Below are 26,379 nucleotides of genomic sequence, written 5' to 3'. Positions count from 1 at the left end.
AAGGCAATGGAATGACGCGAGTCGCGTCCGAGGGGATATGCCGCATTGCAGCGCGGCACTGGAACAGCTTTCCGATAGCTCGACAGTCACGCTTTCCTCGCGAAGTTGCCTAACGCTGTGAAAAAGACATAGTCTGCTGATGGCCAATTATTACAGCATGAGTGAACATGCTTTCTCGGGACTGCTTTTTAATAAATATGGTAGTTCGGCAAGGCTGTCAATATTATTTTCAACTCCCTGCCAATTCGTCTTCGCAAAAAATGAGCTTTAGCGCCCGTACGTTTTCCTCGGAGCCCGATATGCGCATCATTCTGTTCAGCAGCCGCCAGTACGACAGCGACACCTTCACCGAAGCCAATGCGTCGCACCGCTACGAACTGCATTTCCAGGAATCGCACCTCGACAGCGAGACAGCCGTCCTCGCCCAGGGCTATGAGGTGGTGTGCCCGTTCGTCAACGACAACGTCGATGCGGCGGTACTGGAGCGGCTCCGCACCGGCGGCACGCGCATGATCGCGTTGCGCTCGGCGGGCTTCAATCATGTCGATCTGGACGCGGCCGCGCGTCTCGGCATCACCGTCGCGCGTGTGCCCGCCTACTCGCCGCACGCGGTGGCCGAGCATGCGGTCGGCCTGATTCTGGCGCTGAACCGGCGCCTGCCGCGCGCCGCCGCGCGCACGCGCGAAGGCGATTTTTCGCTGCACGGACTGCTCGGCTTCGACCTGCACGGCAAGACCGTGGGCGTGGTCGGCACCGGCATGATCGGTCGCGTATTCGGTCGCATCATGGCGGGCTTTGGCATGCAGGTGCTCGCGCACGATCCCGGCACGCCCGCCGACGACCTGCTCGCGCTAGGCGCCCGCTATGTGCCGCTCGACACGCTGCTTGCCGGGTCCGACGTAGTCAGTCTGCATTGTCCGCTGGTGGCGGGCACCTACCATTTGATCGACGGCCCAGCGCTCGCCAGAATGAAGCGCGGCGCGATGCTGATCAACACGGGCCGCGGCGGCCTCGTCGAAAGCAATGCGCTGATCGGCGCCTTGAAGGACGGCCAGCTCGGCCACCTCGGGCTCGACGTGTACGAGGAAGAAGGCGGCCTGTTCTTCGAGGATCATTCGAACCTGCCCTTACAGGACGACGTGCTGGCGCGTCTGTTGATGTTCCCGAACGTGATCGTCACCGCGCACCAGGCGTTCTTCACCCGCGAGGCGATGAGCGAGATCGCCCAGACCACGCTCGCGAATGTCGCTGCATGGCGAAACGGCACGCCGCTCAACGTGGTGGGCGCGCCCGCCTAGGCGCCGCCGCTGTTCAGCGAAGTGGCGCGGACCACCGTGCGCGCGTCGTCCGCCGCGCCGCAGAGTTCGCGCAGCAACAGCGCCTCACGCTCGTGTACTTCCACCGGAAACCAGCGCGCGCCCGCCGCGGCCAGATAACGCGCGCGATGCTGGCCGTTGCGGAACGCCACCACGCCTTCGCGCTCCAGTCCGACCCAGCCGAGCAGCCCCGGCGCGCGACGCGTCGAGATGGTCACGTAAGGCATCTGTGGAACGCGCGAGTTTTCCGGATCGAGAAACTCGCGAATGCCGCGCACCTTGCCGGAATGCCATTCGGCGACCGGCTTTAAAACATAATCGGTGTTGTCGCGATCGGCGCAGGCGAGCAGCTTGCGCACGTCGACGAGTACCACCTGGTGCCGCGTGCCGTCCGTGACGAAGACGCGTTTCAGGCGCACATGGTCGTACCATGAATGCTCTTGCAGCGGCACGATCCAGACCGTCTCAGCACAAGCCGGCGCGGCGGTTGACGATGAATTGGACAAGGGCAAAGGCAGGCTCGATAAGCTGGTGAAAAATCGCCAGCGCGTTAGAAGAGCGCTAAAGCTACGAGCCGATTGTGTAAGAAGCATGACAGGCCACGGTATTAACTACGCTGCATGAGCACACTGCGCGAAAACCCGGATGAACAGGCAAACGCGGACCGCTATGGAGACAACGATGGTAACCACGCAAAATTTCAATGACCACGTGCGCATCGAAGCTAATGAGGATATCGGCGTCGCCACGATCGTCCTTGAGCGGCCCGCGCGCCGCAATGCTGTCGATCGGCCGGTTGCCCAGGCGCTCAGTGCCGCGTTCGCCTGCTTCGAAGCCCAGCCGGCCTGGCGCGCGGCGGTGCTGTTCGGCGCGGGCGGCACTTTCTGCGCCGGCGCGGACCTGACCGCTCTCGCCGACGACACCCGCCGCAACGAACTGCACGCCGACGGCAGCGGCCCCGGCCCGATGGGACCGACGCGCACGAGCTTCCGCAAGCCGGTGGTCGCCGCGATCGCGGGCTATGCGGTTGCGGGCGGTCTGGAGCTGGCTGCGCTGTGCGATCTGAGAGTGGTCGAAGAAGACGCCGTGCTCGGCGTGTTCTGCCGGCGCGTCGGGATTCCGCTGATCGACGGCGGCACGATTCGCCTGCCGCGTCTGATCGGCCTGTCACGCGCGCTGGACCTGATTCTGACCGGCCGCGCGGTGAGCGCGCAGGAAGCGCTCGGCTTCGGACTCGCCAACCGCGTGGTAGCCAAAGGCACGGCGCGCGCCGCAGCCGAACAGTTGGCCGCCGAGCTGGCGGCCTTGCCGCAGGCGGCATTGCTCGCGGACCGCCGCTCCGTGCTGGAAAACAGCTTGCTCGACGATCTCCCCGAAGCGCTGCGTCGTGAAGGCACGGGGGGCTATCAAGCCGTCTTCGAAGAAGGTATCGCCGGCGCGGCGCGTTTTGCCGAAGGCTCGGGCCGTCACGGCAACATGCGCGATGCCGGCGGCGACCCACGCTAGACACCCGCCGGCACCAGCCACGCCGCCGTTTTCAGCGAAAAACAACAACCGCCCTTACGACCAGCAAGCCTGTTTTGACTTAGGTAGAATCCCCTACTGTTTCACTCCTTTGTACGGCGCACGCGTGCTCGCCCCGAAAACGCGCGCCGGCCGCGCGGCGCTCCCGTCGCGCCGATTCACGCTCCTTCATCATGCCTTTGCCTCTGCTCGCCCTTGCCGTTGCCGCTTTTGGAATCGGTACCACCGAATTCGTGATCATGGGACTGCTGCCCGACGTGGCGCGCGACCTGTCCGTTTCGATTCCGGCGGCCGGCATGCTGGTGTCGGCGTACGCGCTCGGCGTCACCATCGGCGCGCCGATCGTCGCGATCGCGGTCGCCAACATGCCGCGGAAGAAGGCGCTGATGAGTCTGATCGGCGTGTTCATCGTCGGCAATCTGCTGTGCGCGGTTGCGCCGGGTTATGCGGTGCTGATGGCCGCGCGCATCGTGACGGCGTTCTGCCACGGCGCGTTTTTCGGCATCGGCTCGGTGGTGGCTGCAGGCCTCGTCGCGCCGAACCGCCGCGCGCAAGCCATCGCATTGATGTTCACGGGCCTCACGCTCGCCAACGTGCTGGGCGTGCCGCTCGGCACCGCGCTCGGCCAGGCGGTGGGCTGGCGCGCCACCTTCTGGGCGGTGACGGGCATCGGTCTCGTCGCGGCCGCCGCGCTCGCCGCGTGCCTGCCGGCGAAGATCGAGATGCAGAAGGCGAGCCTCGTCCACGAATTCAGCGTGCTGAAGAATCCGCAAGTGCTGATGGTGCTCGGCATCAGCGTGCTCGCGTCGGCGAGTCTCTTTTCCACCTTCACGTACATCACGCCGATTCTCGAAGACGTGAGCGGGTTTACGCCGCACTCGGTCACTCTCGTGCTGCTGCTATTCGGACTCGGCCTGACGGTGGGCAGCACGCTCGGCGGCAAGCTCGCCGACTGGCGGCTAATGCCTTCGCTGGTGGCGTTTCTGCTGGCTATCGTGGTGATTCTGACCATCTTCGCCGGCACCATGCACTCGGAGATCCCGGCGATGATCACGATTTTCGCGTGGGGCGTTCTGGCCTTCGCAATCGTGCCGCCGCTGCAAATGCTGATCGTCGACCGCGCGAGCCATGCGCCGAATCTGGCTTCGACCTTGAACCAGGGCGCCTTCAACCTCGGCAACGCAACGGGCGCCTGGCTAGGCGGCATGGCGATCGGCGCGGGCGCACCGCTCACCACGCTGCCGTGGGTCGGCGTGGCGACCGCGATCGGCGCGCTGGCGCTGACGCTGTGGTCGGTGTCGATCGAGCGGCGCGCGCAACGGGTCGCCGTGGCGGGCTAGCCGCTCTCATCCGCGCGCCCCGCGCGGATGCGCATGACTCGCGGCCGTAGTAGCATCTCGGCCGATGAAAGTTACCCTCACCCGCGATTTCCTCGCTTTGATCCTCAGTGTCGCCGTGGTCGGACTCGGCAGCGGCGCGACACTTCCCCTGACCGCCCTCTCGCTCACGCAAGCCGGCTATGGCACCGACGTGGTCGGCCTGCTGACCGCCGCGCAAGCAGGCGGCGGGCTCGTCATCGTGCCGCTCGCCGGCTGGATCGCGGCGCGCTTCGGCGGCCGCCAGGTGATCGTCGGCGCGGTGCTGGTGGTGGCGTTCGCCACCGCGCTGATGCAACTCACTTCGAACCTCTGGCTCTGGGCCGTGTTGCGCGTGCTGTGCGGCGCGGCACTGATGCTTCTCTTCACGATCGGCGAAGCCTGGGTCAACCAGTTGGCCGACGACGCTTCGCGCGGCCGGGTGGTCGCCATCTACGCGACGAACTTCACGCTGTTCCAGATGGCCGGGCCCGTGCTGGTGAGTCAGATCGCCGGCTTCACGCATTGGCGGTTCCTGATGTGCGGCGCGATCTTCCTGCTGGCGCTGCCGATACTCGCCACGATCCGCACGACGCCGCAAGCCTCCGGGGACGAGCACGCGGCGCACGGCAGCTGGCGTCGTGTTTTGCCGCAGATGCCGGCGCTCGTGATCGGCACCGGGTTCTTCGCGTTGTTCGACACGATCGCGCTCTCGTTGCTGCCGCTTTTCGCGATGTCGCACGGCATTGCGAGCGAGGTGGCCGTGCTGTTCGCCTCGGCTCTGCTGCTCGGCGATACGACGATGCAATTTCCGATCGGCTGGCTCGCCGACCGGCTGGGGCGCGAGCGCGTACATATCGGTTGCGGTGTGGTCGTCGTGGCGTTGCTGCCATTGCTGCCGTGGGCGGTCACTTCGCCGTGGCTTTGCTGGCCGCTGCTCTATGTGCTCGGCGCGGCGGCGGGCGCGATCTACACGCTGTCGCTGGTGGCCTGCGGTGAGCGCTTTCGCGGCGTCGCGCTGGTGTCGGCCAGTTCGCTGGTGGGCGCGTCGTGGAGCGCGGCCAGTTTCGGCGGCCCGCTGGTGGCCGGTGCGCTGATGAAGGGCGTTGGTAACGACGCGGTGGTCGCTGTGCTGCTCGTGGCGGCGATGGCGTTTCTTGCCGCGGTTTGGTGGGAGAAGCGGCGTGCGCCGGTGCGGGTTGCGGGTTGATCGGCAGGTTTTGTCACAGCGCCCCTGCATGGCGATCCACAAATAGAACAACAGGAAAGCCACGCCAAATGGCTTCCCCGTTTTTCATCGCGCGCCGTCCGTGCTGATGCTAACGGCGCGTTGTCACTGTCACTTCGGCGCCGGCAAAATCTCCCCGACGCACACGCCGAAGCCCACCCGATAACCCTCGCCCTGGCACCAGCCGGCAAGCGTCAGCTCGTCGCCGTCTTCGATGAAACCGCGCGTGCCGCCTTCCTGCAACTCCAGCGGCTTCTTGCCGTTCCACGTCAATTCGAGCAGGCTGCCGAAGGAATCCTCCGTCGGCCCGCTGATCGTGCCCGAGCCCATCAGGTCGCCCACGCGCGTGTTGCAGCCCGATACCGTGTGATGCGCGAGCTGCTGCGCCATCGTCCAGTACATGTGCTTGAAGTTGGTCCGCGTGATCGTGCTCGCCTGCTTTGCCTGCTGCGGGCGCAGCGTCACTTCCAGCGTAATGTCGAAGGCATGTTCGCCGTCGTGCCGCAGATAAGCGAGCGGCTGCGGATCTTGCACAGGCTGCGCGACGCGGAACGGTTCGAGCGCGTCGAGCGTCACGATCCACGGCGAGATCGTGGTCGCGAAGGTCTTCGCGTTGAACGGCCCGAGCGGCACGTATTCCCACTGCTGGATATCGCGCGCGCTCCAGTCGTTCAGCAGCACCATGCCGAAGATATGCGCTTCGGCATCCGCGCAAGCAACCGGCTCGCCCAACGCATTGCCCGCGCCGATCACGAAGCCCGTTTCCAGTTCGATATCCAGCTTGCGGCACGCGCCGAACACCGGACGCTCCTGGTCCGGCAGCTTCAACTGCCCATTAGGACGACGCACGGGCGTGCCGCTCACCACCACCGACGACGCGCGTCCGTTGTAACCGATCGGCATCTCCGACCAGTTCGGCAGCAGCGCATTCTTCGGATCGCGGAACATGGAGCCGACATTCGTCGCGTGCTCCTTCGACGAATAGAAATCGGTGTAGCCCGGAATCTGCACCGGCAGATGCAATTGCGCGTCGGCCTGGCGGATCAGCGCGCGGCCGCGCAGCTCGGCGTCGTCGCGCAGCGTCGCGTCATCGCGCGACAGCAGCCTGCTCAACTGGACACGCACACTGCGCCATGCGTCACGGCCGAGGGCGATGAAATCGTTCAACGCGTCGCGCACGAATACGCTGTCGCCCGCGCCCGTTGAAGGCACGCTCAGCAGACCCGCGCTTTCGAGCGCGGCCAGGTCGACGATGCTGTCGCCGATCGCGACACCCACGCGGCGCGTCGCATTCAGCCCGTCGCTGAAAATGCCGAACGGCAGATTCTGAATCGAAAAATCGTTGGCCGGATGGTTGGCCGACTCGACCCAGCTTTTACGCGACGGATCGAGCGTCGCCTGAAGATCGCTCGATGCGTTCATCGTTGCTCCGGATTGAAATGTTTCTTGAGGCCTTGCCAGCACTCGTAGTAATGCGCCTGCAATTGCGCGGTTTCGAGCGCGAAACGGGTCGGCTTGATCAGCGTGCGCGTTTCGACCATGAAGGCCATTGTGTCGCCGACTTTCATCGGTTTCGACGTATCGATATGCGAGGCTTTTTCGAACGTGTCCGCATCCGGGCCGTGACCCGACATGCAGTTATGCAGACTCCCTCCGCCCGGCACGAAGCCCTCGGCCTTCGCGTCGTACACGCCGTGCACGAGGCCCATGAACTCGCTCGCGACGTTGCGATGGAACCAGGGCGGGCGGAACGTATCTTCCGCAGCCAGCCAGCGCGGCGGGAAGATCACGAAGTCGATCGCATCGACGCCCGGGGTATCGCTTTGCGATTGCAGCACGAGAAAGATCGACGGGTCCGGATGGTCGAAGCTGATCGAGCCGATCGTGTTGAAGCGCCGCAGGTCGTATTTGTATGGCGCGTAGTTACCGTGCCACGCCACCACGTCGAGCGGCGAATGGCCGATATCCGCGCGCCACAGGTTGCCGTTCAGCTTGGCGACGAGTTCGAAGTCGCCTTCACGATCCTCATAGGCCGCATGCGGCGTGAGGAAATCGCGCGGGTTGGCGAGCCCGTTCGAGCCGATCGGGCCGAGGTCCGGCAAACGCAGCAACGCCCCGAAGTTCTCGCAGATGTAACCGCGCGCCGCGCCCTCCGGCAGGCTAACCGCGAAGCGCACGCCGCGCGGAATCACCACGATCTCGAACGGCTCGACTTCGAGCCGGCCCAGTTCGGTGGCGATATCGAGGCGCCCTTCCTGCGGCACGATCAGCAACTCGCCGTCGGCGCTATAGAAGAAGCGGTCCTGCATCGAGCGGTTCGCCGCGTACAGATGAATGGCGCAACCGTTCATCGCTTCCGCCGCGCCGTTGCCCGCCATCGTCACCCAGCCGTCGATGAAATCGGTCGGCTCGGCCGGCATGGGCAACGGATCCCAGCGCAACTGGTTCGGCGGTGTCGGCGGCACCTCGGCGAAGTTGGCGACGAGCCGCTCCGAGGGCAGCGGCGTGAACGGCTTGTGCACGGCCGCCGGACGAATCCGGTACAGCCACGAACGGCGATTGTGGGCGCGCGGCGCAGTGAACGCCGTGCCCGACACCTGTTCGGCGTACAGACCATAGGCCGCGCGTTGCGGCGAGTTGCGGCCTTCCGGCAATGCGCCCGGCAAGGCCTCTGTCGCGAATTCGTTCGCGAAACCCGACTGATAGCCCGGCTCGATTTCGAGCCGCGAACTGGCAGTGTTCGGCTTACGTGTTGGGGTATCCATGCAAGGTTCTCCGTTGATACTCGATCTCGTCATCTCACGCGGTGCGCGGCTCGGACGGCCGGCCGCGCTGGCGCGTCGCGGCGGCCAGTCCGATCACCAGCAGCGCGGAACACAACACCGGCACCGCCGCCGCATGAAACAGCGAAGCGTTCGACCAGTTGAGCGCGATCAGCTGACCGCCGATCAGCGGTCCGATCACCGAACCGATCCGGCCGATACCAAGGCTCCAGCCAATCCCTGTCGAGCGCAGCGAGGTTGGATAAAAATGGCCGGCCAGCGCGTTGACCGCCGGCTGTCCGCCGACCACGCAGAAGCCGCCCGCGAATACGACGATCAGCAGCCACGGCAACATATGCGCCACCGTGCCGATCGTGCCGACCGCCAGCGCGGCGCCCGCGAAGCACACGAACAGCACGCGCACAAAACCAAAGCGTTCGATGAACCAGCCGAGCAGCAAGGTGCCGACCACACCGCCCGTCTGCAGCACTGTGCCGACGAGCACGGCGGTGCTCGGCGAATAGCCGGCGTCGCGCATCACGGTGGGCAGCCAGTTCGACAGGAAGTACAGATCGATCAGGTTCATGAAACTGATCGCCCACAGAATCAACGTCACCGGGCCACGGCCGGCGCGAAACAGCTCGGCGACCGGCGCGCCGCCATTGCCCTTCTCACGCACGACGAGACGCGTGTTCGCGTCGATCGGCAGCATCGGGTTGAACTTCGCGAGCCAGCGCAACGCGCGCTCGTTGTGGCCTTTGAGAACCAGGAATTGCAGCGACTCCGGCAACACGACGAGCATTGCCAGCGCCAGCAGCAAGGGCGCCGCGCCGCCGACCCAGAAGACCGAGCGCCAGCCATAGGCCGGAATCAGCGCGGCGCTGATAAAGCCGCCGAGCGCAGCGCCCACCGTAAAGCCGCACGACACCAGCATCATGCGCTTGACGCGATGCACGGGCGTCGAGAATTCGCCGACCAGCGCCATTGCGTTCGGCATGATGCAGCCGAGCCCGAGACCGGTGATGAAGCGCAACGCGATCAAGGCGGGGATCGTCGTGACGAAAGGCGTGGCGAGCATCGCCAGCGCAAAGAAGAACGTCGAGCCGATCAGCACCGGCCGGCGGCCCACGCGGTCAGCCAGTACTGACAGCCCGAGCGCGCCGAGCAGCATGCCGAACAGACTCGCACTGAACACCGGACCGAGCGCGGCTTTCGAGACGTGCCATTCGCCGATCACGCTCGGCGCGACGTAGCCCATAGCCTGTGCGTCGAAGCCGTCGATCACGAGGCACAGCCCGCATAGCACGAGCAGCATCAACTGGAATGCCGGGTGATGCGTTTCGGCAAGCACGCGCTCGACTTCGATCACATTGGTGGCGGCCGTGGCCGGTTTCTCGCTCATTGGGTCGTCCCCTCCTGCTGACTGGATTGTTGAGTGGCGTGCGGCTCAAACGCCCGGAGAACACCGGTGTTCTGCGCATACGGTGCGCGCGGCACACACTTTCCCGCCACCGCAGCCACGCCACAATTTACGTATGGTAAAACTAATTACGCATAGTGAAATTAACGTATACCCTGAAAAACTGTCTCAAAACCCCAGAACCGCCCGTAGATACAAGCGTCGGACGGATAACGTTATGAGCAATTTGTTCATGTGAGCGCGGTGCGGACTGCTACCATCATTGGGTGCGGCACGATTGCGGTGCCGAGCGCCTCTCTACCGCCATCTACACGTCTACATGATTCCGCCGACCATCCCCGACCTCATTGCCCGCGCCGCCGATCATCCGTTTCTCGGCGCGCATCTGATGATGGGGCAAGGCTTGCATCACGACGTCGCGCTGGCGCAGTTCAACGGCTTCGAACTGGTCAGCGGCTATGAGCCGATCTTCGATATCAGCGTGCATGCGTTGGCGCAGTCGCTCTCGTCGGGGGTCGAAGGTGTGGATCGTTTCGGCGACGAACTCGGCTTTCAGGCCGTCACGCACCGGCTCGACGCCGCGCCGTCCGACGTGTTCGATCCGTTCGACCGGATCGCCGACGATCGGGATCTCGTCGCGCTCGACCGCATGTCACGCGCGCTGCACGCCATCAATTTCTTCGGCGCGCAGCGGCATGGGCTGCTCTTTCTGCGTGTGCACGAGCGGCTGCTCAAGAGTGTGAAGTACGACCACGGCCGGCATTTTTCGACCGTGCTGGTGTCGTTCGGATTGAACCCGTCGCGGGTGGTGATCGAACTGCCGGCAGCGGCGGTCGCGCACAAGACCTTTCTCGGCTATCTGACCAAGAGCTATCAGCACTATGGCTTCAAGGTGGCCGGCAACCTGTCCAACGCGGGACAGATTCTGTCGGTATCGGAAACCGCGCGGCTCGACTTCCTCAAGATGGATGCGGGGACCGCTTTGCGCGACGCGACGGTCAAACCGCTAGTCGGTTACGCCGGCCGCCTGCGGATTCCGTTGATCTTCAATCGCGTAGTGGATGAAGCGCAGTTCGAGGCTTTGCAGCAGTACGACGTGCGCTTCGTGCAGGGACCGCTGTTCAACGCGCATTATCACGACCGGGCGGTTTGAGCCACGCGGAGCTTGACCCGCGCGGAGCCGGCTGCGCGCGCAGCCGCTTCAGCCCGTGTCGCCTAGCCGCCGCGCAAGCGCCATCAGCCGCGGCGCGACGTTGTCACGAAACACCTCTTCGCCCATCGATGAAGCCGGCCCGCTGCAACTCAGCACCAGCCAGCGACCTTCACGCGGCTCGCGAAACGGCACCGCGACCGCATTGACATCGTCGTGCCACGCGCGGAACGAATAGCAGCAGCGCTGCGCGGTAAACGCGGCGATTTCTTTCTGCGCGTCGGCGACCAATGCGTCGCCTTCCTTACCGGCGGCCTTCCGTAGTTCCGCCAGCAACGCGACGCGCGCGTCGAGCGGTTGCACAGCGAGATAGGCGCGCCCCATCGAACTCGTCAGCATCGATAGTTTGGAGCCCGAAGCCAGCCCGAGCGTCAGCGCGGTTTCACTGCGGATCGTCTCCAGATAGATCATGTCGAGCCCGTCGCGGCAACCGAGCGAGACCGCCGCGCCCACCTCGCGCGCGAACGTGCGCATATGCGGGCGTGCCAGTTCGAGCGTGTCCGTGCCCGAGAGCAGCGCGAATCCGAGCGACAGCACACCGGCGTCGAGCGCATATTTACCCAGGGTTTCGTCCAGCCGCAGATAGCCGAGCACGGTCAGCGTGTAGGCAAGACGGTTGACCGTCGCCTTCGGCAAACCCGTGCGCTCGACGAAATCGCGGTTGCCGAGCATGGTTTCTCCCGGCTTGAACGCGCGCAGCAAATCCAGCCCGCGTGCGAGGGCGACGACGAATTTGCGCTCGTCGAGCGGTTCGGAGAGAGTGGATGCAGGCGCCATGGGGTGGTACACTCGGACGTGTTTTGCAAAACATTGTTTCGCATAGCGGAACTTAAGTCAAGCTCACGCACGTTTCGTCAAGCAAGGAATCAGGAGATAAGTCATGGCCGAGGCCGCGCAGTTTCACTGGGAAGACCCGTTGCTGCTGGATCAGCAGCTCACCGAAGACGAACGCATGGTGCGCGACGCCGCCGCGGCTTACGCGCAGGACAAGTTGCAGCCGCGCGTGCTCGAAGCGTTCCGTCATGAGAAGACCGACATCGAGATCTTTCGCGAGATGGGCGAGCTCGGACTGCTCGGCCCGACGATTCCCGAACAATACGGCGGCCCCGGCCTGAACTACGTCGCTTATGGCCTGATCGCGCGCGAAGTGGAGCGCGTCGATTCCGGCTACCGGTCGATGATGTCGGTGCAATCGTCACTGGTCATGGTGCCGATCCACGAATTCGGCTCGGAAGCGCAGAAGCAGAAATACCTGCCGAAGCTCGCCACCGGCGAATGGATCGGCTGCTTCGGCCTGACCGAGCCGAACCACGGCTCCGATCCGGGCAGCATGGTCACGCGGGCCAAAAAGGTCGACGGCGGCTATTCGCTGTCGGGCTCGAAGATGTGGATCACCAACTCACCGATCGCCGACGTGTTCGTGGTGTGGGCGAAGCTCGAAGAAAACGGCAAGGACGCGATCCGCGGCTTCATTCTGGAGAAGGGCTGGAAAGGACTGTCGGCGCCGACCATCCACAGCAAGGTGGGTTTGCGCGCGTCGATCACCGGTGAGATCGTGCTCGACGAAGTGTTCGTGCCGGAAGAAAACCGTTTCCCCGAAGTCAGCGGTTTGCGCGGTCCGTTCACCTGTCTGAACTCGGCGCGCTACGGCATTGCCTGGGGCGCGCTGGGCGCGGCCGAAGCATGCTGGCACACCGCGCGCCAGTACGTGCTGGATCGCAAGCAGTTCGGCCGGCCGCTCGCCGCGAACCAGCTGATCCAGAAGAAGCTCGCCGATATGCAGACCGAGATCACGCTCGGGCTGCAAGGCGTGCTGCGTCTCGGCCGCATGAAGGACGAAGGCACCGCGGCTGTCGAGATCACCTCGATCATGAAGCGCAATTCATGCGGCAAGGCGCTGGATATCGCGCGGCTTGCACGCGACATGCTCGGCGGCAACGGCATCTCGGACGAGTTCGGCGTCGCGCGGCACCTGGTGAATCTGGAAGTGGTGAACACCTATGAAGGCACGCATGACATTCACGCGCTGATTCTCGGGCGCGCACAAACGGGCATTCAGGCTTTCTTCTGAACCCGGGGATGCGCTGATTCCGCCGGTCGTGGCTGGTTTGCGCAGTACGAAAAAAAGCCAGTCCACAAGTGGACTGGCTTTTTTGTTTTCCTTCGACGCGGCGCCGCAGCTAACGGCGCGCTTCGCGATTCATCGACCGCTTACTTGTTCGGCTGCGGCGTCATGCGCAGATACGGACGCAGCGCCTTATAGCCCTTCGGGAATTTCTGCTTGATGATTTCCTCGTCCTTCAGCGACGGAACGATCACCACGTCATCGCCCTGCTTCCAGTTGCCCGGTGTTGCAACCGAGTGACTGTCGGTCAGTTGCAGCGAATCGATCACACGCAGCACTTCGTCGAAGTTACGGCCCGTGCTGGCCGGATAGGTGATGATGAGACGCACCTTCTTCTTCGGGTCGATCACGAACAGCGAGCGCACGGTCAGCGTTTCGTTCGCGTTCGGGTGAATCATGTCGTACAGCTCGGAAACCTTGCGGTCGCCGTCCGCGAGAATCGGGAAGCCGACATTGGCCGCTTGAGTCTCGTTAATGTCTTTAATCCACTCCTTGTGCGACTCGGCGCTGTCGACCGACAGCGCGATGGTCTTCACGTTGCGCTTCTCGAATTCGTCGGCGAGCTTCGCGGTCAGCCCGAGTTCGGTCGTGCACACCGGCGTGAAGTCAGCGGGATGCGAAAACAGCACACCCCAGCTATCGCCCAGCCACTCATGGAATTTGATCGGGCCGACACTCGACTGTTGCTCGAAATCCGGCGCGATATCGCCAAGACGTAGACTCATCATGTATCTCCTAAAGGTTTGGACATTGCCGCGCGAGCATTCACCGACGGCGCCCCGCAAAGATAAAGCATACGGGAGCGACGGTATATGACGAACGAACATCGCGTCACTACTTTATGCGTTTTTGTAATTTTCACTGATTTAGTGGAAACTTTGCGGGCCAGATCAACTCCATCTCAGGCAAACTTCGCCTCACATAGTGCGGGCGGCGGAGTTTTTTGTGGCTATGCTTCAACCGGGAACGGTTCGTGCGAAGTTGTGAACCAACCGAGCCCTGCGCTCGCCAGCGGCCGTTTCTTTGGTTACGATTCACGCGTGGCGTGAGACGAAGGGGAGCTGTCAATGTCGGAAATCAACAAGGAGAGATTGATGTCGGATATCAAAACCGTCCTCGCGGACGCTGAAGATCTGCTGAAACAGGCCGCGAGCGCCACCGGCGAGCGCGCTTCGGAACTTCGTGAAACAGCGCTGACGCGCCTGAAGCAGGCCAAGGAAAAGGCGGCTGACGTTCAGGTCGTCGTGGTCGAAAAAGGCAAGAAAGCAGCGCGCGCTACCGACGACTACGTGCACGAGCACCCGTGGGCATCCATCGGCATCGCCGCGGGCGCCGGTGTGCTGCTTGGGTTGTTGATCAACCGCAAGTAAAGCTGGCCAAGGCGCCGGGCGTATCCCGCCCGGCCCACCAGCGAATCGGGTTGACCGGCGCAGGCCTGGCCGGTCCGCTTCTCCTGGCGCGCGCGCGCGCCGTTCAGGCCTTCACGCGCAACGCCCACAGCCATGACGATCGACACACAATCGCAGCGCGGAGAACATAGTCCCTTGCGCCGCATAATCGGTTCCGTGTTTGCCATTCTGCAAACGCGGCTGGAACTCGTTGGCATCGAACTCGCCGAAGAAAAGGACCGTCTGCTCGGCGTGCTGTTCCTTGGCCTCGCGGCCATGATGCTCGCCACCATGGCCTTGATCGCGCTCACGGCACTGATCGCCATTGCATTCTGGGACACTTACCGCTGGCAAGCGCTCGCCAGCATCACCGCGGTCTATGCGGTCGCAGGATTAGCCTGTGCGCTGAAAGCGCGCAGCGGTTTGCGCAACGCGCCGATGGTGTTCGAAGCGACCATTGCCGAGTTCGAAAAAGACCGCGACGTGTTCCGCAAACCATGACCGGGAGGCGCAACGGCGTGCCCTGCGTCTTCCCTTAAGAATCTCGCGCGACTTTGCAGCACCGTTCCATCGTCCCACCTTCACTGCCGCCGACACGCCATGAGCCAGATCCACTCCGATACCGCATTCCGTAACAAGCGCCACCAGGCCAAAGACCTGAGCGCACCTCATTTGCGAGCGCTGCGCAAGGAACTGCTGCTGGTGCGCGCGGATGTCGAGCGTATGGAACTTGCGCAGGCGACCATCGAATTGCGGCAGGCGGTTACCCACTTCAGCTGGCTCAAGTTCGTACTGCCGGGCTTCGGCGGCATGCGCGTTGGCAAGGGCTCGAAGGCGGGCTTTATCAACGCGGGGACCATCGGTGCCCTGCTCAAACAGTATCCGATCATCAGTTCCATCGCTTCGCTTATCCTCGCCAAGCCACTGCGCGCAACGGTCGCAGCCGGCGCCAAACCCTTGCTCAAGTGGGGCAGCCTCGGCCTCGCCGGGTGGGAAGCGTATCGGATCTGGCAGCAGATGAAGCAGGAGTCTGCTGCGTCGTCTGACGACAAGGCGGACTCGGCGGATAGCGGTTATTGAGGTTTGATGCGGGCTACCGTTTGCGGGCTGCCGGTTCGCCAGGTTGTATTCCAGCAATCGCCGCCGGCAGGTGTCGACGCGTTTGGCCCACCGTTTGCTCCGCCGCCGGCCCCACCACTTGTCCCGCTTTTGTTGCCACGCAATCCTGTGGCATCGAGCGTGAAAATGCCGCATGTGTCGTCGCGCATCGGGCCGGATTCGCTCGGCGCGGCCTCTATCGCGTAGCCACCGTTGGCATCGTCCGCGGGCAGCACGTGCAGGCGATAGACAGGCGTGCCGAATTGCGGCGCCTGATCGAGGCCCGGTGGTAATGTCGGCACGCTGCCGCTCGTTGTTCCTTCGACGAATTGGGCCGCGCGATAGAGCGCGGACGCCGCATCGATTCGATGCGTTCGTGCGACATGGCTGCGGTACGAAGGCACGGCGAACACGGCCAGCACGGCGGCGATCGCCAGCGTGATCATCAATTCGAGCAGCGTGAAGGCGGATGTATGCGGCTTCATGAAGCCTCCGTCAAAAAGGCCGGCTGGCAACGTGGCGCCAATGACGTTCAATCTTGTCTCCATCGATCACCAACTCCATCTGCAGCCACACCTGAGACTCCTTCGTTCGGCCGAAGCCGCGCGACGTCAATAAGTACGCTCGAGCATCGACGCGACTGGCAAGACGCCAGGCCTCGACCAGGCACTGCGGCGGCCGCAGCGACTCGGGCCATTGCGCCACGGGCACGACGGCGCCGGCTTCGAACGCGGCTTCAAGTTTCCATTGGGTGGGCTCGCCGGATGCGATCGGCGGCGGTGCCGAGGTCTGGACGGTTGCCGCCGCGATGACACTGCGGGCGCACAAAGCCAGCGCCGAATCCGCGGCATGGAAAGCCTGCAGGTACTCGCGAACGTTGGTGGCGCCACGCGCGGCCGCAAGCGATGTCTCGAACCAGGCCGCGGAAGTGGCCAGCATCATCGTTGAAATCAACAGGACGATCGGTAGGACCACACCGAGTTGCCGGCTGCGTGGACCGTTGCACACCGTTCGAGTCATGCGTGCAAAGCTTGCCGCGTAGTCGTGGCGCCCAGAGCACAGTCCTTCTCTGTCCGCGCGGTGCTGCGGCTGTTCGATGCGTCGATTTGTCACCGCCAGTCCTCCGTAGGGTTGCGTAGCGCTACACGCCGCGAAAATGCCTGGTGCGGCCGTGAATCGGTGGCGAGAGCGCTTACGCCGTCGCAATCGACATAGCGCGAACGCTGCCCCTGCGGCACGCCACGCACGAGCACACAGAGATCGACGGCGACGATCTTCGCCCATTGATCGGCCGTCACAGCCGACGCGTCGATCGCCGCCGACGCACCAGCCAGCCAATACCGAATCCGCACGCGCTCGACACCCTCCACAAGCGGTTGCGCGGACCCTGTCTTGCCGTTGCCCTCGCAGTAAAGCTCCGGTTCACCGGTCGAAGCGCTGACTCTGGCGAAAAACCGGTTGACGACCGGCACGCCTTTTTCGCCGAGCGCCGCGCCGCTACTGGTCACGGCCTGACCGAGGCAGTCCGTTGTTTGCCCGCTGGCGGATGGCCAGGTGGAGACGTTGTCACCGGCATAGCGGACCGCGACACCGTCCGAATGACTGGGCAAGCTCTCGCAGGCGAGACTATCGTCGGCGCCGGTCGGTCTGCCCCCCGAGCACCCGAACAGCGGTGCGGGACTGTTGTACCGTGAGACGTCCGCGGGTACGAAGCCGGCCATTTGCAATTGCTGGCCAATCAGCGTCAGCGCGATCAGACCGGCTTCGCGGATCCGCATCGCATCGCTCGCGTGGTCGAATGCGCTCCGCTGCGTCGTATAGAGCGAGACGGCCCCCACTGTCACCAGCAGCCCGAGCGCCATTGCGATCGCGAATTCGACCAGCGTATGACCGCGTGCAGGATTCGACCGCCGCATCATCTTGCAAACGCCAGCGCTACGCATGACGAGCCCACGGGAAGATCCGCTCCGCCGCAGGGCGCGGGTTTGTCGATCCCATCGTCGGAACGCGGCGTGTCGCGCAACGCAGTCCACGTGACTCGCGCGGCGGACACACCGTCGTTGTCACGCACCGAGGCTTCGCCCTGCGGCAAGACCAGCGCTGCCCGCGCGCTCCATTGCCTCATTGCGGAGTCGCCCGCGGAGGGTGCGCACATCGCTTCCGCTACTGAATCGGCTATCCATGCGGCGTGTTCGCGCATAGCCATCGCGCGGGCTTCACGCGCCGTCCACAACTGACCGGCGATCAAGCCCAGCGCCGTGACCGCCATTAACGCAACAGCCAGCATGACCTCGATCAATGAACTGCCGCCGCACGTCGATTCGCGGCAGCGCGAATGCGGGTTCTGCGAAGACCGGCTCATGATGCCGCTCCGCATGCACCCTCGATAATCCGCGCACGACCGCCCGCTGCGATACGAATGCAGCGACGCCACCCGGCCCCTTGCGTAGCCTTGGACGCCGAGCGCGGCGCAATATCGAAACTGCGGAAGGTGCCGATCAATTGCCCCGCCGGCGGCGTGAACGTGAGATTGGTCTGCGTGCCGGTAATGCTGACGGCCGCAAGCGGCGGCTGCGCACGCAATAGCGATAACGCGCCGCCCCGTTCGGCCAGGACAGCCCAGCCACAGGACCAGTCAGCGACACCGCTGCCGCACGGCTGACCCGCTGCAAGACAACGCCGCGCCGCGTCGGTCCGGCACACAGTGACACGCGCGCCCTGCCGTAGCGCTTCACTGCGCGCATAAGCGAACGTCGAGGCAAGCGCCTTCGCACGCGCATCGACCTGATCGCGCACGTACCACGCTACAAACGACGGCGTGCCCATTACGGCAATCACGGCCAGTAGTGCCACTACGGTCAGCGTTTCGACAAGCGTGAAGCCGCGGTATCGCGGCGGACGGACTGCGTTCCACTTCATCTGCATCCCTGATCGATTCGAAGAATGCAGCCAATCTAGCGACTTGCAACTCGCTCAACAATCGGCCGAACGGCCAGGTAGCACTCAGACGCTATCCCGCGCAAAAATGCACGCGACACCATAACGGCGGGGAGATGCGGATGCGCGAAAAAACTACGCAGGAAAAAACGGCTGCTCGAACGCAACGCGAGATGCGACTGCGTTCAGCGTTTGCGGGAAGGCTTGGGAGGAGAGGAGGCGCGGCGAAATTCTTCGATCACGTCTTCGAATTCGGAGACGTCTTCGAAGCGCCGGTAGACGGAAGCGAACCGAACGTAGGCAATGGTGTCGAGCGCACGCAACTCGTTCATCACGAGTTCGCCGAGGCGCTCGCTGCGTACTTCGCGCTCTCCGCTACCGAGCAGTTGATACTCGATGCGGGCAACCGCCGCTTCGATCGCGTCTGCCGCCACTGGGCGCTTGCGCAGCGCCAGTTGCATGCTCGCGACGATCTTGCGGCGGTCGAATTCCGTGCGGCTGCCATCCTTCTTGACGACCGACGGCAACGCCAGCTCGACCCGCTCATACGTGGTGAAACGTTTGTCGCAGGCCGGGCAGCGGCGGCGCCGGCGAATCGTTGCGCCGTCTTCGGATACGCGCGAGTCGACAACCTGCGTATCGGCATGACGGCAGAAGGGGCAGTGCATGGCGGCTTAACGATAAACGGGGAAGCGCTGGGTCAGCTCGGCGACCTGCGCGCGCACACGTTCGATCGTGGCTGCGTCTTCGGGGTTGTCCAGCACGTCGGCGATCAGGTTACCCACCTGCTCCGCTTCCTTCACGCCGAAGCCGCGCGTGGTCATGGCCGGCGAGCCGAGGCGCACGCCGCTCGTTACGAACGGCTTTTCCGGATCGTTCGGAATCGCGTTCTTGTTGACCGTGATGTGAGCAGCACCCAGTGCAGCTTCCGCAGCCTTGCCGGTAATCTTCTTCGCACGCAGGTCGACAAGCATCACATGGCTTTCAGTGCGGCCCGACACGATGCGCAGACCGCGCTTAACCAGCGTTTCCGCCAGCACACGCGCGTTTTCAACGACTTGCTGCTGGTACACCTTGAACTCCGGCGAGAGCGCTTCCTTGAACGCGACGGCCTTGCCGGCGATCACGTGCATCAACGGTCCACCTTGAATGCCCGGGAAGATGGCCGAGTTGATCTGCTTTTCGAACTCAGCCTTCATCAGGATCACGCCGCCGCGCGGGCCGCGCAGGCTCTTGTGCGTGGTGGTGGTGACGAAATCTGCGTGCGGCACCGGATTCGGATAGACGCCCGCGGCGATCAGGCCGGCGTAATGCGCCATGTCGACCATGAAATACGCGCCGACCGACTTGGCGATCTTCGACATGCGTTCGAAATCGATACGCAGCGAAAACGCGGAGGCGCCCGCCACGATCAGCTTCGGTTTGTGTTCCTGAGCGAGCTTCTCAGCGGCTTCGTAGTCGATGTCTTCGGCTTCGTTCAGGCCGTAGCTCACCACGTTGAACCACTTGCCCGACATGTTGACCGGCGAACCGTGAGTCAGGTGGCCTCCGTGCGCGAGGCTCATGCCCATGATCGTGTCGCCCGGTTTGAGCACGGCGAAGAACACGCCCTGGTTGGCCTGCGAGCCCGAGTTCGGCTGCACGTTGGCGGCTTCCGCACCGAACAGTTGCTTCACGCGGTCGATCGCCAGCTGCTCGGCGACGTCTACGTACTCGCAGCCGCCGTAGTAGCGCTTGCCCGGATACCCTTCGGCGTACTTGTTCGTGAGTTGCGAGCCTTGCGCAGCCATGACAGCCGGGCTCGTGTAGTTTTCCGACGCGATCAGTTCAATGTGTTCTTCCTGACGGCGGTTTTCCTGCTCGATGACCTTCCAGAGTTCAGGATCGACGTTGGCGATGGTGCTTTGGGCTCTGTCAAACATACGGATTCCGTTGATTGTGTTCAGGTTGACCGGATCGTGCGCCGAATCTTGCGTAGAGGGTACGCAGCGCTGCTGGCGGCTGGGCCAGCCCTGACGTGGCGGATGGAGAGTCGCCGCACACGCGAGGCAGGACAGCCACCGTCAGCGCAGATCAATGCGCGCGGATCACGGCTGCCCAGGCGAACGGCAAAACGGCACCCTGCGCTTCACGGTGGGTTGCTCCACCTTGAATCCGATTGCTTGAACCGGTTCTATCGCCAGTCACGCAGGGATGAGCGCGTTAGTTTATTGGAAGCGGATCGAATAGGCAACCAGCTTCCGGCGGCTGCCGCCGGTGCCCGCCGGACCGCCTGCAGAGCCCTCCTGGGCGGCGCGCAAAGGTCTGACCAAAGCCCGATGAGAGCCCGCTGTGCGTCCCTGCCGCAGCCTCTCGTACGGCTGGTTCATCCTTGCCGCAGTGCCGCAATGGAAGTAGGCTTGGGATCTTTCTCTCCTACCAGCCAGGGAACTACTGCCATGATCGTGTTCGTCACCGGAGCGTCAGCGGGATTCGGCGCCGCTATCGCTCGCGCCTTCGTCAAGGGCGGCCATCGTGTCGTCGCCACAGCACGCCGCAAAGGCCGTCTGCAGGAACTCGCCGACGAGCTCGGCGACGCGCTTCTGCCGTACGAACTCGACGTACGCGACCGCGCCGCCGTCGAAGCCGTGCCGGCCGCGCTGCCCGCCGGCTTTGCCGCCATCGACGTGCTGGTCAACAATGCCGGCCTCGCGCTAGGCATGGAGCCGGCGCAAAAAGCGAGTCTCGACGCTTGGAACACCATGATCGAGACCAACTGCACAGGCCTCGTGCAGGTCACGCACGCCTTGCTGCCCGGCATGGTGGAACGCAATCGCGGCCACATTTTCAATCTGGGCTCGTCAGCGGCCAACTGGCCGTACGCGGGCGGCAACGTCTACGGGGCCACCAAGGCGTTCGTGCGTCAGTTCAGCCTGAATCTGCGCGCCGATCTGGCGGGCACCGCGCTTCGGGTGACCGACGTCGAGCCGGGCCTGTGCGGCGGCACCGAGTTCTCGAACGTACGTTTTCGCGGCGACGACGCCAAGGCCGCCAAAGTGTACGAAAACGTGCAACCGCTCACACCCGAAGACATCGCGGACTCGATCTACTGGATCGCCACCCGCCCGGCGCACGTCAATATCAACACGATCGAGCTGATGCCGGTGGCTCAAGCGTTCGCCGGTTTGTCCGTTTATCGCGGCTGAAGCCCGCCAGGCGGGGCGCACATCTTGAAACAGACCTTGGGGTGTGCGTTCCGGTAAAATGCGCCGCATGAATATGTCGACCAGCCAGCCCGGCGCGGAAATCGGCTACACGTGGCCCATCCGCGTGTATTACGAAGATACCGACGCCGGCGGCATCGTGTTTTACGCGAACTACCTGAAATTTTTTGAACGGGCGCGCACCGAATGGCTGCGCGCATGTGGCGTCGACCAGAATCGGCTCGCGGAAGAAACGGGCGCGATTTTCATCGTCCGCAGCACCGCGGTCGATTACCGGGCGCCGGCCCGGCTCGACGACGTGGTCCGCGTAGTCTGCCGGATCGAGCGTCTGGGCCGGGCGTCGGTCGATTTCGCGCAGGAGGCATGGCGGGAAGGCACGCTGCTTGCTACCGGTTCCATCCGGGTAGGCTGCGTCGACCGCATTGCACTGCGGCCGGCCGCGATTCCTCCACCGGTCCTCGCCGCTTTGCGGCGCGGACCCGGCGCGAGCGCTAGCGGTGTGTCAACGGACAATGACTGAACCCCGTTGTTACGGGGCCAGTGAACTCGTAACGATCCAGCAACACAAAGCATGGTTCGGCTCGCAATATCGCCGACGCTTCCGTTTTGCCCACGGCAAGCTTCGATGAGCCTTGCAGCCGGACGCCCCCTTCCCGGGACGTTAAAACGAACCTTTATGAACACTACACAAGATCTGTCGATCGTTTCCCTCGTACTCAATGCGAGCCTACTGGCGCAGGCCGTCATGGCTCTGCTGCTGCTGCTGTCCCTGTTGTCGTGGACTTTCATCTTCCGCAAGTGGTTTGCGATCCGCCGGGCGCGCGCGCAAACTGAGCGTTTCGAACGCGATTTCTGGTCGGGTGGCGACCTGCAGGCGCTTTATCAGAGCGCCGCGAACAACCGCCACACCATCGGCGCACTGGAGCGGATTTTCGAGTCCGGCATGCGCGAATTCCTGAAAGGCAAGGAAAAACGCCTTAATGATCCTGGTGCAATTCTCGACGGCGCGCGGCGTGCCATGCGTGCCGCGTTCCAGCGTGAAATGGACGTGCTCGAAGCCAATCTCGCGTTTCTCGCCTCGGTTGGCTCGGTCAGCCCGTATATCGGTCTGTTCGGCACGGTGTGGGGGATCATGAACGCGTTCCGCGGCCTCGCCAACGTGCAGCAGGCTACGCTGGCGAACGTCGCACCGGGCATCGCCGAAGCGCTGACCGCTACCGCAATTGGCCTGTTCGCTGCGATTCCGGCCGTGGTTGCCTACAATCGCTACGCGCACGACATCGACCGTCTGGCGATCCGCTTCGAGACCTTCATCGAAGAATTCTCGAACATTCTGCAGCGCCAGGCACAGTAAGGAGTCCACGATGGCAGGCTCTCGCTCCTCCAGCATGCGCGGCAGCCGCTCGCGCCGCGCGATGGCCGACATCAATGTCGTGCCGTACATCGACGTGATGCTCGTGCTGCTCGTGATCTTCATGGTGACCGCGCCGCTCGTGGCCCCGTCGATCGTCAATCTGCCGACCGTCGGCGGCGCGGCGCCCCAGCAGCAAACGCCGCCCGTCATCGTGAACATTCGCGCGGACGGCAACATGAGCGTCAAATACAAGGACGATTCGGGTGCGCAGCAGCAGGAAGACATGACCAAGGCCGATCTGAACGGCTTCATCGCCGAGCGCGCGCAATCGCATCCCGATCAGCCCGTCGTGATCGCCGCCGACAAGACCGTCAAGTACGAAGTCGTGATGAATGTGATGTCCGAGCTGAAAGCGCGCGGCGTCAAGCGCGTTGGATTGCTCGTCAAATCGCAATGATCCGCAAGAATTCCGAATACCCCCTCCAGCCACCGCGTGAACGCGGCACCGGGCGAGCCTTTGTGTTCGCTCTCGTGATGCACGCGCTGCTCGGGTTCTTCCTGTATCACGGCATTCAGTGGCAAAACAGTACGCCCGAAGGCGCGGAAGCGGAGCTGTGGACTGAAGTGCCGGACACGGCGATCCCGCGTCCCGTTCCGCCGCCGGCGCCGGTGCCCGTGGCTCCTGCCCCACCCGTACGCGACGAACAGGCCGACATCGCGTTGCAGGAAAAAAAGCGCCAGCAACAGGAAGCGGCTCGTCAGGCTCAGTTGGCCGAACAGCAGCGTCAGCAAAAGCTGCAGGCCCAGCAGGAAGCCGAGGCGAAGCGTCAACAGCAGTTGGCCGCGGACCAGGCAGCGCAACTTGCCGCGCAGAAGGCTGCGGCAGCCAAACAGAAGCAACAGCAGCAGGAGGCCAGCAAGCTGAAACAACAGCAATTGGCCGAGCAGCAAAAGCAGCAGCAGTTGAAAGAACAGCAGCAGGAACAGCAGAAGCAAGCCGACGCTGAGGCGCAGAAGAAGGCCGACGCGCAGAAAGCTGCGAAGGCCAAGGCGCAAGCGGACGCTGCGGCGCAAGCGAAGAAACTGGATGCGGAGCGCCGCGCGCGGCTCGCGCAGATGCAGGGTCTCGCCGCCGCCGGCACCGGCTCGACCACCAGCGATGGGCTTGGAAAGAGCGGCACGGGTAGCGGCTCGGGTGGTACTGCAGCATCGGCGGGTTATTCCGACAAGGTGCGTCGTGCGGTGCGCCCGAATATCACCTGGGGTGGTGAAACGAGTGGTCTGGAGACAGTGGTCTCCGTGCGTTGCTCGCCGACCGGCACCTTGCTTGGCGCAACGATTTCGCGCAGCAGCGGCAACCCGGCATGGGACGACGCGGCGCTGCGAGCCGTCCAGCGTACTGATCCGATGCCTCAGGACATTAATGGCAAGACACCGACCAGCTTCCTGATTACGTTGCGCCCGGCCGGTTGATTCCAGTAGTTTGACAGTCAGTTGACAGCAGACACGGCGCCCCGCCCACGGGGGCGCGCTCGGGAACGAATTAGTTCTTTGCGGGTCTGTCTGCTGTCTTGAAGCGTTAGTAAAACCGTTTTTGGGGAATCCATACAGCATGAGTTTGATGACCAAGCTAGGCCTGCGGACACTTGTAGCGTCGTGCCTGATCGCCGTCGGCGGTGCCGCCAACGCACAACTCAACGTCCTCGTGACGGGCGTCGGGTCCACCCAGTTTCCGATCGCAACGGCGAATTTCGCCAATGAAGCGAACTCGCCGCAGCAGGTCAGCACGATCGTGCGTCAGGATCTGCAACGCAGCGGCAAATTCACGAACATCGACGCGGGCTCAACGCCAGTGTCCGAAACGGATTCCGTCGACCTCGGCAGCTGGAAAGCCAAGGGCGCCAATGCGTTCGTGTCGGGCAGCGTGAACCGCCTGCCGAACGGCCAGTATGAAGTGCGCTTCAAGCTGTACGACACCGTCAAGGGCGAAAGCCTCGGCGGCCTCGTGCTGGTGAGCCCGGAAAGCGGCTTGCGCATGAGCGCGCACAAGGTCGCGGACTATATTTACGCGAAGCTGATGGGCGGCCGCGGCGTGTTCGCCACGCGCCTGTCGTACGTCATCAAGACGGGCGGCCGTTATCAATTGCAGATCTCCGATTCGGACGGCCAGGACGCGCATATCGCGCTGTCGAGCCCCGAGCCGATCATCTCGCCGGCATGGTCGCCTGACGGCACCAAGGTCGCTTACGTTTCGTTCGAGAAGAAAAAGCCGATCGTCTACATCCACGATCTGCCCACGGGCCGCCGCATCGTGGTTTCGGACCAGAAGGGCAACAACAGCGCGCCAGCCTGGTCGCCAGATGGACGCACGCTGGCCGTCGCGCTCTCGCGCACCGGCAACACGCAGATTTTCGCCGTCAATGCAGACGGCAGCGGCCTGCGGCGTCTCACGCAAGGCAGCTCGATCGACACCGAACCGTGCTTCTCGCCCGACGGCCAGTCGATCTATTTCACCAGCGACCGTGGCGGCCAACCGCAGATCTACAAGATGTCGGCCCAGGGCGAAAACGCCGGCGCCGCGCAACGCGTCACGTTCACGGGCAGCTACAACACCAGCCCACGCGTGAGCCCGGACGGCAAACAGCTCGCTTATATCTCGCGCGTCGGCGGCGGGTTCAAGCTTTATATCCAGGACCTGCAAGGCAACACAGCCACTGGCCTGACGGACACGACACATGACGAATCGCCGAGCTTCGCGGCGAATGGTCAGTACATCCTTTACGCCACACAGGTGAACGGCCGTGGCGTGTTGGCCGCAGTATCGACCGACGGTCGCACTCGGCAGGTCCTGTCCGTTCAGGGTGGCAGCGTACGCGAGCCGTCCTGGGGCCCGTTTATGCAATAACGTTGATGCAATAACACAAGGAGAGTAACAAAATGATGTCTAAACTTCGTTTCGCATTTGCTGTATTGATGGTCGGCGCGTTGGCCGCATGTCATTCGGGCGTCAAGCTCGACGAAAACGCCAACAAGGGTGGTTCGGTCTCGGCACAGCCGAACCCGAACGATGTCGCGACGGTCAATGTCGATCCGCTGAACGATCCGAACAGCCCGCTTGCCAAGCGCAGCATCTACTTCGACTTCGACAGCTACTCGGTGAAGGACGACTACCAATCGCTGCTGCAACAACACGCGCAATACCTGAAGAGCCATCCGCAACGGCACGTCCTGATCCAGGGCAACACCGACGAACGCGGCACCAGCGAGTACAACCTGGCACTCGGCCAGAAACGTGCTGAAGCTGTGCGCCGTTCGCTGTCGCTGATGGGCGTGACGGACTCGCAAATGGAAGCCGTGAGCCTCGGCAAGGAAAAGCCGCAAGCTACGGGTCATGACGAATCGTCGTGGGCACAAAACCGCCGCGCCGACCTCGTGTATCAACAGTAAGTAACGGGTGAT

At 63.6% G+C, this 26,379-nt stretch carries 29 protein-coding genes and 1 riboswitch; of the genes, 16 read left to right on the top strand and 13 right to left on the bottom strand.

All coding sequences use genetic code 11. The annotated features are described in order from the left end of the window. The first annotated feature begins 299 nt into the window (after positions 1-299). The gene (locus PDMSB3_RS03070; RefSeq protein ID WP_007179096.1) at positions 300-1,298 is read left to right on the top strand and encodes a 2-hydroxyacid dehydrogenase; all 999 of its coding nucleotides are present in this window, start codon (positions 300-302) and stop codon (positions 1,296-1,298) included. Here PDMSB3_RS03070 and PDMSB3_RS03065 read toward each other — a convergent pair. Next, positions 1,295-1,909, bottom strand: a complete 615-nt coding sequence (locus tag PDMSB3_RS03065) for a plasmid fertility inhibition factor family protein (protein ID WP_007179097.1) — start codon at positions 1,907-1,909, stop codon at positions 1,295-1,297. The genes PDMSB3_RS03070 and PDMSB3_RS03065 overlap by 4 nt on opposite strands. Before the next feature lie 88 nt (positions 1,910-1,997). Here PDMSB3_RS03065 and PDMSB3_RS03060 point away from each other — a divergent pair, with 88 nt between their 5' ends. The 3 genes from PDMSB3_RS03060 to PDMSB3_RS03050 all read left to right on the top strand — a co-directional run bounded on the left by PDMSB3_RS03060 (position 1,998) and on the right by PDMSB3_RS03050 (position 5,405). Beyond that, entirely contained in the window at positions 1,998-2,822 is an 825-nt protein-coding gene (locus PDMSB3_RS03060) for a crotonase/enoyl-CoA hydratase family protein (protein WP_007179098.1), read from the top strand. 191 nt (positions 2,823-3,013) lie between these two features. Then, positions 3,014-4,180, top strand: coding sequence for an MFS transporter (locus PDMSB3_RS03055; RefSeq protein ID WP_007179099.1), 1,167 nt, complete (start codon positions 3,014-3,016; stop codon positions 4,178-4,180). A gap of 64 nt (positions 4,181-4,244) precedes the next feature. After that, positions 4,245-5,405, top strand: coding sequence for an MFS transporter (locus PDMSB3_RS03050; RefSeq protein WP_165184504.1), 1,161 nt, complete (start codon positions 4,245-4,247; stop codon positions 5,403-5,405). A gap of 129 nt (positions 5,406-5,534) precedes the next feature. Here PDMSB3_RS03050 and fahA read toward each other — a convergent pair whose 3' ends face one another. From fahA to PDMSB3_RS03035, 3 genes are read right to left on the bottom strand one after another with little or no spacing between them, the layout of a single operon-like run. Further along, positions 5,535-6,845, bottom strand: a complete 1,311-nt coding sequence (gene fahA, locus PDMSB3_RS03045; RefSeq protein WP_007179101.1) for a fumarylacetoacetase — start codon at positions 6,843-6,845, stop codon at positions 5,535-5,537. Continuing rightward, on the bottom strand, positions 6,842-8,188 hold the full coding sequence (gene hmgA / locus PDMSB3_RS03040; RefSeq protein WP_165184502.1) for a homogentisate 1,2-dioxygenase: 1,347 nt from the start codon (positions 8,186-8,188) through the stop codon (positions 6,842-6,844). The genes fahA and hmgA overlap by 4 nt, the downstream gene beginning before the upstream one ends. A 34-nt stretch (positions 8,189-8,222) precedes the next feature. After that, positions 8,223-9,587: an MFS transporter gene (locus tag PDMSB3_RS03035; RefSeq protein ID WP_007179103.1), complete on the bottom strand. Its 1,365-nt coding sequence runs from the start codon at positions 9,585-9,587 to the stop codon at positions 8,223-8,225. Between the two features lie 337 nt (positions 9,588-9,924). Between PDMSB3_RS03035 and PDMSB3_RS03030 the strand changes: the two genes are divergently transcribed. Then, the gene (locus PDMSB3_RS03030; RefSeq protein WP_007179104.1) at positions 9,925-10,758 is read left to right on the top strand and encodes an EAL domain-containing protein; all 834 of its coding nucleotides are present in this window, start codon (positions 9,925-9,927) and stop codon (positions 10,756-10,758) included. Positions 10,759-10,806: 48 nt separating this feature from the next. On the opposite strand, the gene PDMSB3_RS03025 is transcribed toward PDMSB3_RS03030, so the two are convergent. Continuing rightward, positions 10,807-11,592: an IclR family transcriptional regulator gene (locus PDMSB3_RS03025; RefSeq protein WP_165184499.1), complete on the bottom strand. Its 786-nt coding sequence runs from the start codon at positions 11,590-11,592 to the stop codon at positions 10,807-10,809. A gap of 103 nt (positions 11,593-11,695) precedes the next feature. Here PDMSB3_RS03025 and PDMSB3_RS03020 point away from each other — a divergent pair, with 103 nt between their 5' ends. Continuing rightward, entirely contained in the window at positions 11,696-12,886 is a 1,191-nt protein-coding gene (locus tag PDMSB3_RS03020) for an acyl-CoA dehydrogenase (RefSeq protein WP_007179106.1), read from the top strand. 140 nt (positions 12,887-13,026) lie between these two features. Here the strand turns inward: PDMSB3_RS03020 and PDMSB3_RS03015 are convergent, their stop codons facing one another. Next, the gene (locus PDMSB3_RS03015) at positions 13,027-13,665 is read right to left on the bottom strand and encodes a peroxiredoxin (RefSeq protein WP_007179107.1); all 639 of its coding nucleotides are present in this window, start codon (positions 13,663-13,665) and stop codon (positions 13,027-13,029) included. A 342-nt stretch (positions 13,666-14,007) separates the two neighbouring features. Here PDMSB3_RS03015 and PDMSB3_RS03010 point away from each other — a divergent pair, with 342 nt between their 5' ends. The 3 genes from PDMSB3_RS03010 to PDMSB3_RS03000 all read left to right on the top strand — a co-directional run bounded on the left by PDMSB3_RS03010 (position 14,008) and on the right by PDMSB3_RS03000 (position 15,408). Continuing rightward, complete coding sequence (locus PDMSB3_RS03010; RefSeq protein WP_007179108.1) at positions 14,008-14,310, top strand: DUF883 family protein; 303 nt, start codon at positions 14,008-14,010, stop codon at positions 14,308-14,310. 132 nt (positions 14,311-14,442) lie between these two features. After that, positions 14,443-14,829 (top strand): phage holin family protein, encoded by a 387-nt coding sequence (locus PDMSB3_RS03005; RefSeq protein WP_007179109.1) that lies wholly within the window; start codon positions 14,443-14,445, stop codon positions 14,827-14,829. A 99-nt stretch (positions 14,830-14,928) separates the two neighbouring features. Further along, entirely contained in the window at positions 14,929-15,408 is a 480-nt protein-coding gene (locus PDMSB3_RS03000) for a DUF3318 domain-containing protein (RefSeq protein WP_007179110.1), read from the top strand. Here PDMSB3_RS03000 and PDMSB3_RS02995 read toward each other — a convergent pair. The 7 genes from PDMSB3_RS02995 to glyA form a co-directional block, all read right to left on the bottom strand. Next, positions 15,402-15,911 carry a type IV pilin protein gene (locus tag PDMSB3_RS02995; RefSeq protein WP_165184497.1) on the bottom strand — a complete coding sequence of 170 codons (510 nt, stop codon included), beginning with the start codon at positions 15,909-15,911 and terminating at the stop codon, positions 15,402-15,404. The two genes, PDMSB3_RS03000 and PDMSB3_RS02995, sit on opposite strands and share 7 nt — an antisense overlap. Positions 15,912-15,921: 10 nt before the next feature. Then, a complete protein-coding gene (locus PDMSB3_RS02990) occupies positions 15,922-16,539 on the bottom strand; it encodes a pilus assembly PilX family protein (RefSeq protein ID WP_007179112.1) in 618 nt (205 codons plus the stop codon). Continuing rightward, the gene (locus PDMSB3_RS02985; RefSeq protein ID WP_197740200.1) at positions 16,536-17,345 is read right to left on the bottom strand and encodes a PilW family protein; all 810 of its coding nucleotides are present in this window, start codon (positions 17,343-17,345) and stop codon (positions 16,536-16,538) included. The genes PDMSB3_RS02990 and PDMSB3_RS02985 overlap by 4 nt, the downstream gene beginning before the upstream one ends. Beyond that, entirely contained in the window at positions 17,342-17,788 is a 447-nt protein-coding gene (locus PDMSB3_RS02980; RefSeq protein ID WP_165184495.1) for a type IV pilus modification PilV family protein, read from the bottom strand. The genes PDMSB3_RS02985 and PDMSB3_RS02980 overlap by 4 nt, the downstream gene beginning before the upstream one ends. Continuing rightward, on the bottom strand, positions 17,785-18,351 hold the full coding sequence (locus PDMSB3_RS02975) for a GspH/FimT family pseudopilin (RefSeq protein WP_165184492.1): 567 nt from the start codon (positions 18,349-18,351) through the stop codon (positions 17,785-17,787). The genes PDMSB3_RS02980 and PDMSB3_RS02975 overlap by 4 nt, the downstream gene beginning before the upstream one ends. 197 nt (positions 18,352-18,548) lie before the next feature. Beyond that, the gene (gene nrdR, locus PDMSB3_RS02970; protein ID WP_007179115.1) at positions 18,549-19,031 is read right to left on the bottom strand and encodes a transcriptional regulator NrdR; all 483 of its coding nucleotides are present in this window, start codon (positions 19,029-19,031) and stop codon (positions 18,549-18,551) included. Positions 19,032-19,037: 6 nt separating this feature from the next. Further along, positions 19,038-20,285 (bottom strand): serine hydroxymethyltransferase, encoded by a 1,248-nt coding sequence (gene glyA, locus PDMSB3_RS02965; RefSeq protein ID WP_165184490.1) that lies wholly within the window; start codon positions 20,283-20,285, stop codon positions 19,038-19,040. A 166-nt stretch (positions 20,286-20,451) separates the two neighbouring features. Next, positions 20,452-20,560, bottom strand: a riboswitch (ZMP/ZTP riboswitch). A 241-nt stretch (positions 20,561-20,801) separates the two neighbouring features. Between glyA and ydfG the strand changes: the two genes are divergently transcribed. From ydfG to pal, 7 genes are all read left to right on the top strand, one after another. Continuing rightward, on the top strand, positions 20,802-21,548 hold the full coding sequence (gene ydfG, locus PDMSB3_RS02960) for a bifunctional NADP-dependent 3-hydroxy acid dehydrogenase/3-hydroxypropionate dehydrogenase YdfG (RefSeq protein ID WP_007179117.1): 747 nt from the start codon (positions 20,802-20,804) through the stop codon (positions 21,546-21,548). A 58-nt stretch (positions 21,549-21,606) separates the two neighbouring features. Next, the gene (gene ybgC / locus PDMSB3_RS02955) at positions 21,607-22,086 is read left to right on the top strand and encodes a tol-pal system-associated acyl-CoA thioesterase (RefSeq protein WP_165187320.1); all 480 of its coding nucleotides are present in this window, start codon (positions 21,607-21,609) and stop codon (positions 22,084-22,086) included. A 156-nt stretch (positions 22,087-22,242) separates the two neighbouring features. After that, positions 22,243-22,920: a protein TolQ gene (gene tolQ, locus PDMSB3_RS02950; RefSeq protein ID WP_007179119.1), complete on the top strand. Its 678-nt coding sequence runs from the start codon at positions 22,243-22,245 to the stop codon at positions 22,918-22,920. A gap of 10 nt (positions 22,921-22,930) precedes the next feature. Then, entirely contained in the window at positions 22,931-23,377 is a 447-nt protein-coding gene (gene tolR, locus PDMSB3_RS02945) for a protein TolR (RefSeq protein WP_007179120.1), read from the top strand. Then, on the top strand, positions 23,374-24,393 hold the full coding sequence (tolA, locus tag PDMSB3_RS02940; RefSeq protein ID WP_165184487.1) for a cell envelope integrity protein TolA: 1,020 nt from the start codon (positions 23,374-23,376) through the stop codon (positions 24,391-24,393). Before tolR ends, tolA begins: the two co-directional genes overlap by 4 nt. A gap of 139 nt (positions 24,394-24,532) precedes the next feature. Continuing rightward, positions 24,533-25,825 carry a Tol-Pal system beta propeller repeat protein TolB gene (tolB, locus tag PDMSB3_RS02935; RefSeq protein ID WP_007179122.1) on the top strand — a complete coding sequence of 431 codons (1,293 nt, stop codon included), beginning with the start codon at positions 24,533-24,535 and terminating at the stop codon, positions 25,823-25,825. A 32-nt stretch (positions 25,826-25,857) separates the two neighbouring features. Continuing rightward, positions 25,858-26,367: a peptidoglycan-associated lipoprotein Pal gene (gene pal, locus PDMSB3_RS02930; protein WP_007179123.1), complete on the top strand. Its 510-nt coding sequence runs from the start codon at positions 25,858-25,860 to the stop codon at positions 26,365-26,367. Positions 26,368-26,379: the final 12 nt, after the last annotated feature.

This window comes from Paraburkholderia dioscoreae (assembly GCF_902459535.1).
GTDB lineage: Bacteria > Pseudomonadota > Gammaproteobacteria > Burkholderiales > Burkholderiaceae > Paraburkholderia > Paraburkholderia dioscoreae.
Note: the sequence above shows the minus strand (reverse complement) of the source record. Positions and strands in the feature narration are given on the sequence as shown.